General features: G+C 53.6%; 14 protein-coding genes. 9 read left to right on the top strand and 5 right to left on the bottom strand.

The window, feature by feature from the left end; genetic code table 11:
- Window positions 1-43: 43 nt before the first annotated feature.
- The gene (locus tag ACZ5BW_RS04470; protein WP_464542918.1) at window positions 44-346 is read left to right on the top strand and encodes a type II toxin-antitoxin system RelE/ParE family toxin; all 303 of its coding nucleotides are present in this window, start codon (window positions 44-46) and stop codon (window positions 344-346) included.
- Window positions 343-633 carry an addiction module antidote protein gene (locus tag ACZ5BW_RS04465; protein ID WP_464542916.1) on the top strand — a complete coding sequence of 97 codons (291 nt, stop codon included), beginning with the start codon at window positions 343-345 and terminating at the stop codon, window positions 631-633. Before ACZ5BW_RS04470 ends, ACZ5BW_RS04465 begins: the two co-directional genes overlap by 4 nt.
- 69 nt (window positions 634-702) lie before the next feature.
- On the opposite strand, the gene ACZ5BW_RS04460 is transcribed toward ACZ5BW_RS04465, so the two are convergent.
- The 4 genes from ACZ5BW_RS04460 to ACZ5BW_RS04445 form a co-directional block, all read right to left on the bottom strand.
- A complete protein-coding gene (locus ACZ5BW_RS04460) occupies window positions 703-1,224 on the bottom strand; it encodes a hypothetical protein (RefSeq protein WP_464542914.1) in 522 nt (173 codons plus the stop codon).
- 111 nt (window positions 1,225-1,335) lie between these two features.
- On the bottom strand, window positions 1,336-2,502 hold the full coding sequence (gene prpC / locus ACZ5BW_RS04455) for a bifunctional 2-methylcitrate synthase/citrate synthase (RefSeq protein WP_464542912.1): 1,167 nt from the start codon (window positions 2,500-2,502) through the stop codon (window positions 1,336-1,338).
- Window positions 2,495-3,394 carry a methylisocitrate lyase gene (gene prpB / locus ACZ5BW_RS04450; RefSeq protein ID WP_464542910.1) on the bottom strand — a complete coding sequence of 300 codons (900 nt, stop codon included), beginning with the start codon at window positions 3,392-3,394 and terminating at the stop codon, window positions 2,495-2,497. Before prpB ends, prpC begins: the two co-directional genes overlap by 8 nt.
- Before the next feature lie 33 nt (window positions 3,395-3,427).
- Window positions 3,428-4,411 (bottom strand): malate dehydrogenase, encoded by a 984-nt coding sequence (locus ACZ5BW_RS04445; protein ID WP_464542908.1) that lies wholly within the window; start codon window positions 4,409-4,411, stop codon window positions 3,428-3,430.
- A 414-nt stretch (window positions 4,412-4,825) separates the two neighbouring features.
- Between ACZ5BW_RS04445 and sdhC the strand changes: the two genes are divergently transcribed.
- The 5 genes from sdhC (at window position 4,826) to ACZ5BW_RS04420 (ending at window position 11,639) form a co-directional block, all read left to right on the top strand.
- Entirely contained in the window at window positions 4,826-5,203 is a 378-nt protein-coding gene (sdhC, locus tag ACZ5BW_RS04440; protein WP_464542906.1) for a succinate dehydrogenase, cytochrome b556 subunit, read from the top strand.
- Between the two features lie 4 nt (window positions 5,204-5,207).
- Window positions 5,208-5,570, top strand: coding sequence for a succinate dehydrogenase, hydrophobic membrane anchor protein (sdhD, locus tag ACZ5BW_RS04435; RefSeq protein ID WP_464542904.1), 363 nt, complete (start codon window positions 5,208-5,210; stop codon window positions 5,568-5,570).
- 1 nt (window position 5,571) lies between these two features.
- The gene (sdhA, locus tag ACZ5BW_RS04430) at window positions 5,572-7,335 is read left to right on the top strand and encodes a succinate dehydrogenase flavoprotein subunit (protein ID WP_464542902.1); all 1,764 of its coding nucleotides are present in this window, start codon (window positions 5,572-5,574) and stop codon (window positions 7,333-7,335) included.
- A gap of 218 nt (window positions 7,336-7,553) precedes the next feature.
- Window positions 7,554-9,059 carry a glucose-6-phosphate dehydrogenase gene (gene zwf, locus ACZ5BW_RS04425; protein WP_464542900.1) on the top strand — a complete coding sequence of 502 codons (1,506 nt, stop codon included), beginning with the start codon at window positions 7,554-7,556 and terminating at the stop codon, window positions 9,057-9,059.
- Window positions 9,060-9,134: 75 nt separating this feature from the next.
- A complete protein-coding gene (locus ACZ5BW_RS04420) occupies window positions 9,135-11,639 on the top strand; it encodes a glycogen/starch/alpha-glucan phosphorylase (RefSeq protein WP_464542898.1) in 2,505 nt (834 codons plus the stop codon).
- A 216-nt stretch (window positions 11,640-11,855) separates the two neighbouring features.
- Here the strand turns inward: ACZ5BW_RS04420 and ACZ5BW_RS04415 are convergent, their stop codons facing one another.
- The gene (locus ACZ5BW_RS04415) at window positions 11,856-12,989 is read right to left on the bottom strand and encodes an RNA-guided endonuclease TnpB family protein (protein WP_464542896.1); all 1,134 of its coding nucleotides are present in this window, start codon (window positions 12,987-12,989) and stop codon (window positions 11,856-11,858) included.
- An 89-nt stretch (window positions 12,990-13,078) separates the two neighbouring features.
- Between ACZ5BW_RS04415 and ACZ5BW_RS04410 the strand changes: the two genes are divergently transcribed.
- Together ACZ5BW_RS04410 and ACZ5BW_RS04405 are read left to right on the top strand one after the other, a co-directional pair.
- Window positions 13,079-13,774 (top strand): succinate dehydrogenase iron-sulfur subunit, encoded by a 696-nt coding sequence (locus tag ACZ5BW_RS04410; RefSeq protein WP_464542894.1) that lies wholly within the window; start codon window positions 13,079-13,081, stop codon window positions 13,772-13,774.
- A gap of 5 nt (window positions 13,775-13,779) precedes the next feature.
- Window positions 13,780-14,016 (top strand): succinate dehydrogenase assembly factor 2, encoded by a 237-nt coding sequence (locus tag ACZ5BW_RS04405; protein WP_464542892.1) that lies wholly within the window; start codon window positions 13,780-13,782, stop codon window positions 14,014-14,016.
- Window positions 14,017-14,035 lie beyond the last annotated feature (19 nt).

Raw genomic sequence — 14,035 nt, 5'->3', positions numbered from 1 at the left:
CGTTTCTCATTGACGAACTGTATCCTTAAGGATACACTGAGCCGTGACAGAAATTATCCAAAGCGAAACGTTTAAGCAATGGCTGTTCGGATTAAAAGATCGAACCGCTCGCGCTCGCATTCATATTCGTATAAAACGAATTGAGACGGGTAATCTTGGAGATGTTAAGCCGGTTGGCGAAGGCATCTCGGAATTGCGTATCGATCACGGTCCAGGTTACCGGTTGTATTTTATGCAACGAGAACAACGCATCGTTATTCTTCTCTGTGGTGGGGACAAATCGACCCAAACGCGTGATATTGATCGTGCAAGGATGATTGCAAAGGATTGGGAGATTAGATCATGAGTGAAAAATTTTTTCGTTATGATGTAGCGGAATACCTCGAGACACCAGAGGAAATGGCGGCTTACCTTGAAGCCGCGATGGAGGAAGCTGATGGTGACGCAGCCTTTATCGCAAGAGCTCTTGGCGATATCGCCCGTGCCAAAGGGATGACACAGATCGCGCGTGAATCGGGCCTCTCCCGCGAGAGTCTGTATAAAGCTCTGTCAGGGGATAGAAGCCCTGAATTCGAAACCATACTGAAAGTAATCAATGCACTGGGATTGAAATTGCACGCTACGGTAGCTTGACTTCTCTTGTCTAAAACTGAACCCTCTGTCTCCTATTCTCGCTCCAGTTCTCGCGATTCTCAGAAGCGGCTAGATATTTCGACTGAGTGCTTGTCTTAATTCTAACTTTACGAAGTCAATTACAGTATCGGCTAACGGCGATTCCACTACTGTTAAGCCCTGCCAATGATCTGTAAGTTTTCTGCCGATAAGTCCGTTAATTTGTGATGCAGGAATAAAAGGTTTTTTCACGTCTTTTAAGAAGCAGACAAAACTCCACGTTTCGTTGTCACTATCCAAACCCCACAGAGACTCGGCCAACTCCGGATTAAATATCCATTTAGTGATGGTTCCGCACTTGTATACCGTTTGACCTCGGCGAAACAGGGCTACCGAGTAGCCCGACGGTATTTTACCGAATTGATGTGCCCTTTCAGACTTGGCACCCCATATAAAAACTTTTTGTTCAGCACACTTTGACTCGAGTTCTTGAAACTGATCCGCGGTAAGCCACTTTTGAATATGCTTCAGCGCTATCGGCTTCTCCAAGGTTCTATTAGCGTTCGTTATTGCGGACTTATTGGTTACCTGCAGAAGAACGATACTTGTCATCTTGCCCCTTCAAATAAGAGATCTACCTTTAAAGCAATACGCGATCTTTTGTCCAAGTAATTGCTAATACGCTGCCTAATAACCTGTCCCGACCATCCTGCAAGAAAATTTTTAATTTCTCTTCCCAATCGGCACAAACTTCCGCTCTTCCGGCCCGATGTAATTCGCCGAGGGGCGGATAATTTTTTGGTCTATACGCTGCTCAATGATGTGCCCAGCCCAGCCGCTGGTGCGGGCAATCGCAAACAGCGGGGTGAACATGGCAGTGGGAATGCCCATCATGTGATAACCCACAGCGGAGTACCAGTCCAGGTTGGGAAACATTTTCTTGATGCTCCACATCACCGTTTCCAGTCGCTCGGCCACGTTGAACATCGGCATGTCTCCTGCCTCGGCCGACAGTTTCCTTGCCACCTCGCGGATTATCCGGTTGCGCGGGTCGCCGGTGGTATACACGGGATGGCCGAAACCAGTGATGATCTCCTTGTTGGCTACCCGGCGGCGGATGTCCGCCTCGGCCTCATCCGGGCTGCTGTAGCGTGTCTGGATGTCAAACGCGGCCTCGTTGGCGCCTCCGTGTTTGCGCCCCCGCAGAGCGCCGATAGCACCAGTTATGGAGGAATAGAAATCCGACTCCGTTCCGGCAATCACGCGCGCGGTAAAGGTGGATGCATTGAACTCATGCTCGGCATACAGGATCAGGGAGGTATGCATCGCCTTTACCCAGGATTCGGGGGGTGCCTTGCCATGCAATAGGTGCAAAAAATGGCCACCAATGGAATCGTCATCTGACTCCAGTTCGATGCGGCGGTTGTGATGCGAATAGTGGTACCAGTACAGCAGCATGGAGCCCATCGAGGCCAGCAGGCGATCCGCGATATCCCGAGCGCCCTCTACCGTGTGTATCTCTGCTTCCGGCAGCACCGTACCCAGTGCGGAAACCCCGGTTCGCAACACATCCATGGGATGAGCGCTTGCCGGTATCGTCTCCAGCAGGGTTTTTACCCTGGCCGGCAGATCGCGCAGCTTTTCCAGCTTCTCCTTATAAGCAGCGAGCTCAGCCACCGTGGGCAGTCTTTCGTACACCAGCAGGTAGGCAATTTCTTCAAATTCGCTGCTTTCCGCGATATCCAGAATGTCATAACCGCGATAATGCAGATCGTTCCCTGTTCGCCCGACGCTGCAAATGGCCGTATTGCCGGCCAGCACACCGGACAACACGACAGACTTCTTCGCCTTCGGCGCAGTGCTCACAGTGCTTTTACCAGGTTTATTCATTTTCAGGTTCTTCGGGTTTTTCGGACTTGAACAGGAGATTCACTTTCTCGTCATAGGCATGGTAGTCGAGAAATTCGTACAGCTCGGCACGGGTCTGCATGCTCGGAAGCGCACTTTTTTGCGAGCCTTCCGCGCGTATTGTTCGATATACATTCAACGCAGCAGCACTCATGGCGCGAAATGCGGAAAGTGGATAAAGCACCAGGGAAACATCTGCCTGGGCTAATTCCTCGACTGTGTAAAGGGGGGTTGCGCCGAATTCCGTGATGTTGGCCAGGATGGGCACCTTGACCGCTGCCGCGAACTGCCGGTAGGTTTCCAGATCAGTCACAGCCTCGGGGAAGATCATGTCCGCCCCCGCCTCCACATAAGCACAGGCCCGGTCAATGGCAGCTTGCAGCCCTTCCACCGCGAGTGCATCCGTACGCGCCATGATGACGAAAGCGGGATCGGTTCTTGCATCCACCGCGGCGCCAATCCGTTCCACCATCTCCATTTCACTGACCACAGCCTTGCCTGGAAGGTGACCGCAACGCTTGACCTGCACCTGATCTTCGATATGGAGCGCGCCTGCCCCGGCTTTTATCAATGATTTCACAGTACGGCCGATATTGAGAACGCCGCCAAAACCGGTATCCGCGTCCACCAGCAACGGCAGGTCGGTGATGTCGGTGATACGTCGCACATCGACCAGCACATCGTCAATGGTGGAAATGGCAAGATCGGGTACTCCGAGGGATGCCGCAGCCACCCCCCCACCCGAGAGATACAGCGCCTTGAAACCGGTACGCTCCGCCATGCGGCCCGCATATGCATTGATGCAGCCCGCGATCTGGAGGGGCTTTTCCGCATCAAGCGCTGCGCGAAAACGGGAACCGGCAGAAGCGGGCATGAAAGCGGGGAGAAACGAAGATGAGAATCGGCCTTATCCAAGCAGATGCTTTATCGAATCGCGCTCTCCCATTAATTCCCGGTAGCTCGCCTGCATCTTCATCCTGCTGAAATCGCTTATTTCCAGGTCGGGCACGATCTTGTACTCGCCGCCCTGACAGGTCACCGGATAACCATAGATAACCCCTTCCGGAATGCCGTAGCTTTCATCCGAAGGAATGCCCATGGACACCCAGTCACCTTCAGGAGTGCCGGAAACCCAGTCGCGCATGTGGCAGAGTGCAGCGTTCGCCGCGCTGGCCGCACTCGAAGAACCGCGCGCCTCGATCACCTCCATGCCGCGCTTCTGTATTACAGGAATGAAACCGTTTTCCACCCATGCCATGTCATTCACGAGGTCGGCGGCATTATGGCCGTCAACCTCGGCATGACTCAAATCGGGATACTGGGCTGAGGAGTGATTGCCCCATACGATCATCTTTCTCACGCTGGAAACCGGCTGCCCGACCTTGGCAGCAAGCTGGAACACCGCGCGGTTGTGGTCCAGCCGCATCATCGATGAGAAATTGGCCGGCTTCAGGCTCGGCGCATTTTTCATCGTGATATAGGCATTGGTATTGGCAGGATTCCCCACCACCAGGACTTTCACATCGCGCCGGGCAACCTCGTCGAGCGCCCTCCCCTGCGCACGGAATATCGTACCGTTTGCCTCCAGCAGATCCTTGCGTTCCATACCCTTGGTGCGCGGACGGGCGCCAACCAGAATGGCGATATTTGTGTCTCGAAAAGCCGTTTTGGAGTCGTCGGTAACTGTGACGCCCGTCAGTAATGGAAAGGCGCAGTCGTCCAGTTCCATGACAACGCCTTTCAGGGAAGACAACGATTGTGGAATATCCAGCAATTGCAGAATGACAGGCTGATCCTCGCCAAGCATGTCGCCCGCCGCGATACGAAACAACAGGCTGTAAGCTATCTGGCCGGCGGCGCCAGTTATGGCGACACGAATGGGAGTCTTCATTTTTTCTTATGCTCCTGTAGATATACTACCGGGTAGTAATTTTCCATTGCGTCCTTCAGGCTGTAACGAGCCGGACCAGACAGAGGAGCGGAAAAATGAATCGCACCTCTCAGATGGATAAGTTCGGCGGACAATACTTCGGGAACCACCCCTGCTCCAGGTGCATTGAGGACATTGAACGGGAGCAAAGAAACCGGGACTATAAAAACATTCCCCATGGGTTGTCAATTTCAGTTTGTCAATTTCGGTTCAGCATTCGAAGTATCTTCCGCCTGACCGGAAAGCGGAAAGCGCAGTATGCTCCTTGATGGTCGCATGGTTGTATCCCCTGCAATAACGGTCTAAACTTAATCCCAGCCTCAACTTGATCACCTTCCGGTAACAATAACAACGGCGACGACAGCGGGATCGAAATTGCCAGAAAAGCGCCCCAAATATCTTGACCTGCTGAAAATCCGGCAGCCCCTGCCCGCAGTGATATCGATCCTGCACCGCATCAGCGGAGCGTTGCTGTTCTTTCCCGGTATTCCTCTCGTCCTTTGTGGTCTCGACATGGCGCTGGGTTCCCCGGAAGGCTACACCCAGTTTCAATCCTTCCTGAACAATCCGGTGGCAAAGCTCGGACTGATACTGGCGCTCTGGTTCTTCGTGCATCATTTCTGCGCCGGAATCCGTTATCTTGCGCTGGACCTGCATTACGGCGCAAAACTTGAACAGGCGCGGCTGAGCAGTAAAGTGGTTGTGGGAGCGGGAATCGTTCTCACTGTGTTGATCGGGGCTGCGATATGGTAAAGATATGGTAAAGCGGCCAGTGCGGGTGTTAACCGGCGCACATTATGGGCTTCGCGACTGGCTTGCGCAACGCGTCACCGCCGCGGTAATGGCTATCTATACCCTGATGCTGGCAGGGGTATTGCTGGTTTCCCCCCCGCAGGACTACGCGTCCTTCAAGACGCTGTTCGATAACCAGTGGATGCGGATAGCATCCTTCCTGTTTCTTCTGAGCCTGTTCTGGCATGCATGGATCGGAATGCGCAATATCCTGATGGATTACGTTCATGCTGCTGGTATTCGCCTTATTCTGGAAATACTGGTCATACTGTCACTGCTGTCTTATGCCATCTGGTCCGTAGAAATTCTCTGGATAGGTGAAGGGTAGCGTGACAATAGCACGGCGAAAATTCGATGCGGTCATCGTTGGAGCAGGCGGCGGCGGGATGCGCGCAGCGCTGCAATTGTCGGAAGCGGGGCTCAAGGTAGCCGTACTCTCCAAGGTTTTCCCTACCCGCTCTCATACGGTTGCCGCCCAGGGCGGCATCGCCGCGGCGCTAGGAAATGTCACCGAAGACAACTGGCACTGGCATATGTACGACACGGTCAAAGGTTCCGATTATCTCGGCGATCAGGATGCGATCGAATTCATGTGCCGCCAGGCAAGCGAAGTGGTATATGAACTCGAACATTACGGCATGCCCTTCGACCGGCTGGAAAATGGAAAAATTTACCAGCGTCCTTTCGGGGGACAATCGCAGAATTTCGGAGGCGCCCAGGCAACGCGTTCATGCGCCGTTGCTGACCGCACTGGCCATGCCATGCTGCACACGCTCTATCAGCGCAACGTGCGGGCAAATACTCAGTTTTTTGTCGAATGGATGGGACTCGATCTTATTCGTGACGAGCATGGTGATGTGTTAGGCGTCTCCGCACTCGATATCGAAACCGGCGAGGTGATGATCCTGCAGGCGAGAGCGACACTGTTTGCAACCGGCGGGGGAGCACGGATATTCAGCGCCAGCACCAATGCTTTCATCAACACCGGCGATGGCTTGGCGATGGCGGCGCGCGCGGGCGTACCGTTGCAGGACATGGAATTCTGGCAGTTTCACCCGACGGGAGTATATGGTGTAGGAATCCTTATCAGCGAGGCGGTGCGCGGGGAAGGCGGCTACCTGCTCAATAAGAACGGGGAGCGTTTCATGGAGCGCTATGCCCCGCATGCGAAAGACCTTGCCAGCCGCGACGTCGTCTCGCGCGCAATGACGACAGAAATCAAGGAAGGGCGCGGATGCGGCAGGGACACTGATCATCTGCTGCTAAAGCTGGATCATCTGGGTGCGGACGTCATCAAGGCGCGGCTGCCCGGCATACGTGAAATTGCCATAAAGTTTGCTCACGCAGACCCGGTTCGTGAGCCCATCCCGGTAGTACCCACCGCGCATTACATGATGGGAGGAATTCCGACCAATTTTCATGGTCAGGTAGTAGCGCCCTACAAAACGGGACCCGAGGAAGTCGTGCAGGGATTCTATGCCGTGGGTGAATGTGCGTGCGTTTCCGTGCATGGCGCCAATCGCCTTGGAACCAATTCACTGCTCGATATACTCGTATTCGGTCGCGCTGCGGGCAACCAGATCATCGAAGACTTGAAAAGGAATCCCCATCATAAACATTTACCCGGAGACGCGGCAGACAAAGCACTCGCGCGCCTGGCGCGGCTGGATTCTCAAAAGGATGGTGAGAACGTGTCGCAAGTAGGGGATACGCTGCGTAAAACCATGCAGGCGCATTGCGGCGTATTCCGTTTTGCGGATTTGCTCAAGCAAGGGGTGGATAAAATTTCGGAAGTGGCGGAGCGCGCCAGAAACACCGAGATCAAGGATAAAAGCCGAGTGTTCAATACCGCGCGCGTGGAGGCGCTGGAACTCGATAATCTGGCCGAAGTGGCCGTCGCGACGATGATCTCAGCTGAGGCCCGTACGGAGAGCCGGGGTGCACATGCGAGGGATGACTTCCCCCATCGCGATGACAACAAGTGGCTCAAACACACATTGTATTTCAGCGAAGGCCGGCGGCTCGATTACAAGCCCGTCCGGTTAAAACCATTGACAGTGGAATCATTTACGCCCAAGGCGAGGACATACTGACGAGATAACACGCGACTATCGATCAACATGGTTTTGCGGTCGGAAATAGCAGGCAAAGAGGTTGCAACAAAAGATGATGAACCTTCAAGAATGGCCGGGTTGCCGTCAGGCAACACAAGAATGGCCACGGTTAACAACTACAGTTAACAACTACTGCGTGCTTTCCATGATGTGATTGCTTTCGGCTTGCACGAAGTACAACACGAGAGGGAAGAAAAATGAAAACTATCGAACCATGTGTCCTTGTGATCTTTGGCGCAAGTGGAAATCTGTCGCGGCGTAAACTGATTCCTGCACTGTTCCGTCTGGAAGTAGCCAGACGTCTGCCGGATAAAATGGCGATACTGGGTTGCGGCCTGGGGCTGTGGAGTAACGACCGGTGGATCGAGGAAGTGACCGGCATGCTGAAGTCCCAGTTTCCGGAAGGCATTGATGAGCAGGCATTCGAGCGTTTCCGTGCCCGTCTGCATTACCATCCCAATCCCCCCGCCACTGGCGATGCCTATCTGAAATTACAGAAATTATTGGAAGAAACGCCCGAGTTTTCACCCAATGTCGTGTTTTACATGGCTGTGCGTCCATCGGAATTTCCGGCAATCATAGAGAAACTCGGTGCGATAGGCCTCCTCCAGCAGAAAAACGGATGGTGCCGCGTGGTGATCGAAAAGCCTTTCGGCTACGACTTGCTCAGCGCCCAGACTCTGCAAGGCAGCCTGTACCGGCATTTGAACGAACCACAGATTTACCGGATCGACCATTACCTCGGTAAAGGTACGGTCCAGAACGTGATGGTGTTCCGCTTTGCCAATATATTGCTAGAGCCGCTATGGAACAATCATTATATCGACCATGTGCAAATCACCCATTCCGAAACCCTGGGGATAGAAGGACGCGCCGATTATTACGAAGGAGCCGGTGCGTTGCGCGACATGATCCAGAGCCATTTGATGCAGTTGCTTGCCTTGGTGGCGATGGAACCGCCTGTAACATTGTCAGCGGAGCATTTGCGGGATGAGAAAGTAAAGGTGCTGAAAGCGATACGGCCCATTACACAAAACTCGGTGCATGCCCATGCATTCCGCGGGCAGTATGCAAATGGCATTATCGATGGGAAACCCGTTCCGGGGTATGTGGACGAACCGGGTGTGGCGCCAGACAGCGCCACTGAAACCTACGCGGCGCTAAAGCTGTTTATCGACAATTGGCGCTGGGCCGGAGTGCCGTTCTACCTGCGCACCGGCAAGCGGATGGCCGAAAACAGTTCGGCAATCTGTATCCGTTTCAAAAACCCGCCCCAGGACTTACTGCGGCACGCACGCCATGAACCATCGCACCCCAACTGGATCATGCTGGGCATTCAGCCTAACGACAGCCTGAAGATGGAAATGCGCGTCAAGGTGCCGGGCCTGGACCTGGAAACCCGCACCATCAGTCTTGATGCCTCATACCGCAAGGGGAGCGAGCAAGAACATGACGCCTACGAAGGTTTGCTGCTGGATGTGATGCAAGGTGACCATTCACTTTTTTTACGTATAGATGAAGTGGAATGGGCATGGCGCGCGGTGGATCCTGTCATCAAGGTGTGGGCGATGGAACGCGATTTTATCAACGGCTACCACGCAGGCACGTGGGGACCGCGCGGCACCTACCGGCTGTTCGATAGTGACAATCAGTTCTGGCGCCATTCCTTGGGTCCGGATGGCGCTGATCTGCAAGCGTACTGATCCATCCTCACTTCCTTCCGGTAACACCGGTCGTAATTGGCATCCCTGATAGCCTTAAATCCAGCGGGAGAAATCATGAATGATTCTTGGAAGACATCCATTTTCGAGCATGAAAAAGTCGGTTTCGATGCGGACTCGATCAAACACTCGCTCTCCAACAGTTTGACCTATTCAGTAGGCAAGGACACGATAACCGCCACCGATCGTGACCTGTTCTTCGCGGCAGCTTATCTGGTACGCAACCGCTTGATCGACCGCTGGATGGAAACCATGCGCAGCTATTACATCAACGATGTCAAGCGGGTTTACTACTTTTCCCTGGAATTCTTGATGGGGCGCACCCTGATGAACAGCGTGCATAACCTTGCCTTCGACCAGCAATTTCGCGAGGCATTCAAGGAATTGGCAATCAGTCTGGACGACGTGCGCGAAATAGAGCCGGATGCCGCACTTGGAAATGGTGGCCTTGGGCGGCTTGCCGCCTGTTTTCTCGATTCAATGGCGACACTCGACCTTCCAGGCTACGGTTATGGCATCCGTTACGAGTACGGCATGTTCGCCCAGCGCATCGAGGATGGCAGGCAGGTCGAACACCCGGATAACTGGTTGCGTTATGGCAACCCCTGGGAGTTCCCCCGCGCCGAGGTATTGCACCAGGTAAAATTTCATGGCCGGGTGGTTCAGTATGCGGATGAACAGGGAACGTTCCGCTATCACTGGATAGATACCGACGACGTGATGGCCATGGCTTTTGATACGCCTATTCCGGGTTATGGCACCCACACGGTCAACAACATGCGCTTATGGTCGGCCAAGGCAACGCGGGATTTCGAATTGCGTTATTTCAACGAAGGCAATTATGTCAAAGCGGTGGAAGACAAGAACGATTCCGAAAACCTGTCCAAGGTACTCTACCCCGACGACAGCACGGCAATGGGGCGCGAACTGCGCCTGAAACAACAATATTTCTTCGTATGCGCTTCATTGCATGACATTTTGCGCCGGTACCGCAAGTATCAAGATAATTTTGATGCCCTGCCCGACAAAGTCGCGATCCAGTTGAACGACACGCATCCCGCTATTGCCATTCCCGAACTGATGCGCCTGCTGGTGGATTTGCACCATCTTGAATGGGAGAAAGCATGGGATATCACTACCCAGACGTTCGCCTATACAAACCACACGCTGATGCCCGAAGCGCTTGAGACCTGGGCGGTCGCACTGTTCGAGAACATCCTGCCGCGCCATTTGCAAATCATTTACGAAATCAACCGGCGGCTATTGAAGGATGTGATGCATCGCTACCCCGGCGACACCGGGATATTGCGCCGCATGTCCATCATCGATGAGGAAGGAGGAAGGCGCATCCGTATGGCGCATCTTGCCATCGTGGGAAGCCACAAGGTAAATGGAGTGGCGCAAATTCACACCGAATTGATGAAGCAGACTATATTCGCCGACTTCGACCGTTTTTTTCCCGGCAAGATCATCAATATCACCAACGGTATCACCCAGCGCCGATGGCTGAACCAGGCTAACCGGCGGTTGGCCGAACTCATCACTTCGCGTATCGGTTCTAGCTGGATCAAGGACTTGATCCAGTTGAAGCGCCTGGTTCCACTTGTCGACGACGCGTCTTTTCGCAAGGAGTTCGCCGCCGCGAAGCGCGCAGACAAGGAACGGTTGGTTGCCATGTTGAAGCAAAAGCTCAAGATTGATATCAGTCCCGATTCGCTGTTCGATGTTCAGATCAAACGCATCCATGAATACAAACGGCAACTGCTCAATGTGCTGCATGTAGTGACGTTGTATAACCGCATACGCCATCATCCGACTGCCGACTACGTTCAGCGCACGGTCATTTTTGGAGGTAAGGCGGCACCGGGTTATTTCATGGCCAAGCTCATTATCAAGCTTATCAACGATATCGCCGACATCGTCAATAATGATCCGCAGGTAGCAGGCCACCTGAAGGTAGTGTTCATACCTAATTATGATGTATCGACCGCGGAAGAGATGATTCCGGCCGCTGACCTCTCGGAGCAGATTTCCACCGCAGGCACCGAGGCTTCGGGAACGGGAAACATGAAATTGGCATTGAACGGCGCGCTTACGATTGGTACCTTGGATGGCGCCAATATCGAAATCGGCAACGAAGTCGGAGAGGACAATATCTTTATATTCGGCCTCACGGCGGAGGAAATCGCTAAGATGAAAGCGAATAGCTACCAACCTTTGGATTTCTACCATTCCAACGCGGAATTGCGGACGGTACTCGATATGATCGGCTCGGGCTTTTTCTCACCGGACGAGCCGGATCGCTTTAAACCTGTTATAGATACGCTGCTACAGCATGGCGATAAATATTTTCTGCTGGCCGATTATGCGTCTTATATCGCCTGCCAGAAGAAAGTTGAAGCCGCGTACCAGGATCAGGAGCAGTGGATACGCAAGGCGATCCTGAATGTTGCCCATATGGGTAAGTTTTCCAGTGACCGTACCATTCTGCAATATGCCGATCAGATCTGGGATGCGAAGCCGGTCAAACCCCGCGGTACAGAGCTCGATGAAATTGCTTAGGCACTGTTTTTCGAGGAGGAGGTCCGGATTCATGCGGGAATATTTTCCGGACCTCGTGGAAAATGGCTTTTCAATCATCAGGGATATATCATAGTCATGAATATGGATATTCCTTGTAACAAAATCCACCTGCCCATATATCAAGGAATTGGACTTGACATCCTCCCCCGTCTGAAGACGGAGGATTCCCACTTCACAGAACCCAGCCTTCTACATTTACATGCAAACAGGACTTACAGTTTCTCCATGGGCTGACACCGCCAGTCCGGCGGCCAAAACATTGCGCGCTGCATTGATGTCGCGGTCGTGGACACTGCCGCATTCAGGACAAGTCCATTCGCGCACCTTCAAAGGCATGGCCTTTGCGGTATGTCCGCACCCGGAGCAGCGTTTTGACGAGGGATACCATTTGTCAATGCCGATCAGTTCGCGTCCATACCAGTGCGCCTTGTACTCAAGCTGCCGCACGAATTCAGACCAGCCTGCATCGCTGATTGACTTCGACAGGCAGCGGTTCTTCTGCATGTTGCTGACAGCAAGACTTTCGATGGCGATTACTTGGTTTTCGTTTATCAGCCGTGTCGAAAGTTTGTGCAGGAAGTCCCTGCGCGAATCGGTAATCTTCGCGTGCAACCGGGCTACTTTCAACCTTGCCTTACGCCGGTTTGCGGAGCCTTTCTGTTTTTTCGCCAGCCTGCGTTGCAGCTTTGCCAGTCTGGTTTCATTCCTGCGGAATGTGTTGGGCGAAGCAACCTTTTCGCCGGTCGAGAGGATGGCGAAGTGAGTCAGGCCCAGGTCAATGCCAACCTTTCCGACTGCTTTGTTCTTGGCGGTGACTTGATCCGTGCAAAGCATGGACACGAAATAGCGGTTGGCCGTGTCCTTGCTGACTGTGACGGTGGAAACGACAACCGCTTTCGGGATGGTGCGCGAGAAGCGGATATTCAGAGATTTGTCCATCTTCGCCAGCTTCAGTGCTTTGCCGTCCCATTTGAACGCGCTGGTCGTGTACTCAGCCGCCTGGGCGCCGTCCTTGTGCCTAAATGCCGGGTATCCGGCGCGCCTGGCAAAGAAGTTGGAAAAAGCGGTTTGCAAATGCCGCAGGGATTGCTGTACCGGGACGCTGGAAACCTCATTCAACCAGGCATGCTCAGGAGTTTTCTTGAGTGCCGTGAGCATTGCGGAAGTCTCGTTGTAGTTGACCTTCTCCATTCGCTGAAACCATGCGTCAGTGCGCTGGCGAAGCATGTGGTTGTAGGCGAAACGCGCGCAGCCGAACGTTCCGGCAAGAACTTCCGCTTGCTGCGGCGTCGGGTAAAACCGGAATTTGTAGGCACGTTTAACTTCCATTCAGGCATTTTACAAGAAATACCTGAACCTTGTGACAATTACGCAATTCCTCCCGCGACTGAAGTCGCAGGTTTCCTTGCGAGGATTCTATGAAGTTCTCCATCTACCGCTTCGATCCGGACAAGGACGAAAAGCCTTATATGCAGGACTACGAAATCGCGCTGGAACCGGCGGACAGGATGCTGCTGGATGCGTTGATACGGATAAAAACCGTGGACGACAGCCTGAGTCTTCGACGTTCTTGCCGGGAAGGCGTATGCGGTTCGGATGCGATGAACATCAACGGCCGTAACGGACTGGCGTGCATCACCCCCGTGAAAGGTCTCAAAGAGCCCGTGGAATTGCGCCCGCTGCCAGGGTTGCCGGTAATACGCGACCTGATCGTCGACATGACCCAGTTCTTCAAGCAGTATCACTCGATCAAGCCCTACCTCATCAATGACGACCCGCCGCCGGAAACCGAAAGGCTCCAGTCTCCCGAGAAAAGGGCGGAACTGGATGGACTGTACGAATGCATTCTATGTGCATGTTGTTCTACCGCATGCCCTTCTTTCTGGTGGAATCCCGATAAATACGTGGGACCGGCCGGCCTGCTGCAAGCGTATCGCTTTCTGGCGGACAGCCGCGATCAGGCAACGGCCGAGCGGCTGGATTATCTGGAAGACCCGTACCGCCTTTTCCGCTGCCACTCCATCATGAACTGCACGGATGTATGTCCGAAAGGCTTGAACCCAATGGAAGCGATCGGCCAGATCAAGACCATGATGACCAAAAGAACCATCTGAAAGCAATGAAAGAACGCGAGCGCGCCCGCTGGCGGTGTCGGCGCGGACTGCTGGAACTGGATATCGTGCTGCAACGCTTTATGGACAAGCATTATGCCGCCCTCGACGAAGCGGGCATCCGGCAGTTTGAAACACTGCTGGATTTCCCGGATACCGACTTGTGGCATATGATAGTGCAGAAGGATGAAGACGAAGGAAAGGCAGGCCTGCAACCGGTATTACGCCTGCTGCAATCGGTTTAGCAAGGAGTCTCCTGGGTAA

Source organism: Nitrosospira sp. TNL300, assembly GCF_055385915.1.
The sequence above is the reverse complement of the archived record's forward strand: the minus strand, read 5'-3'. Positions and strand labels throughout refer to the sequence as shown.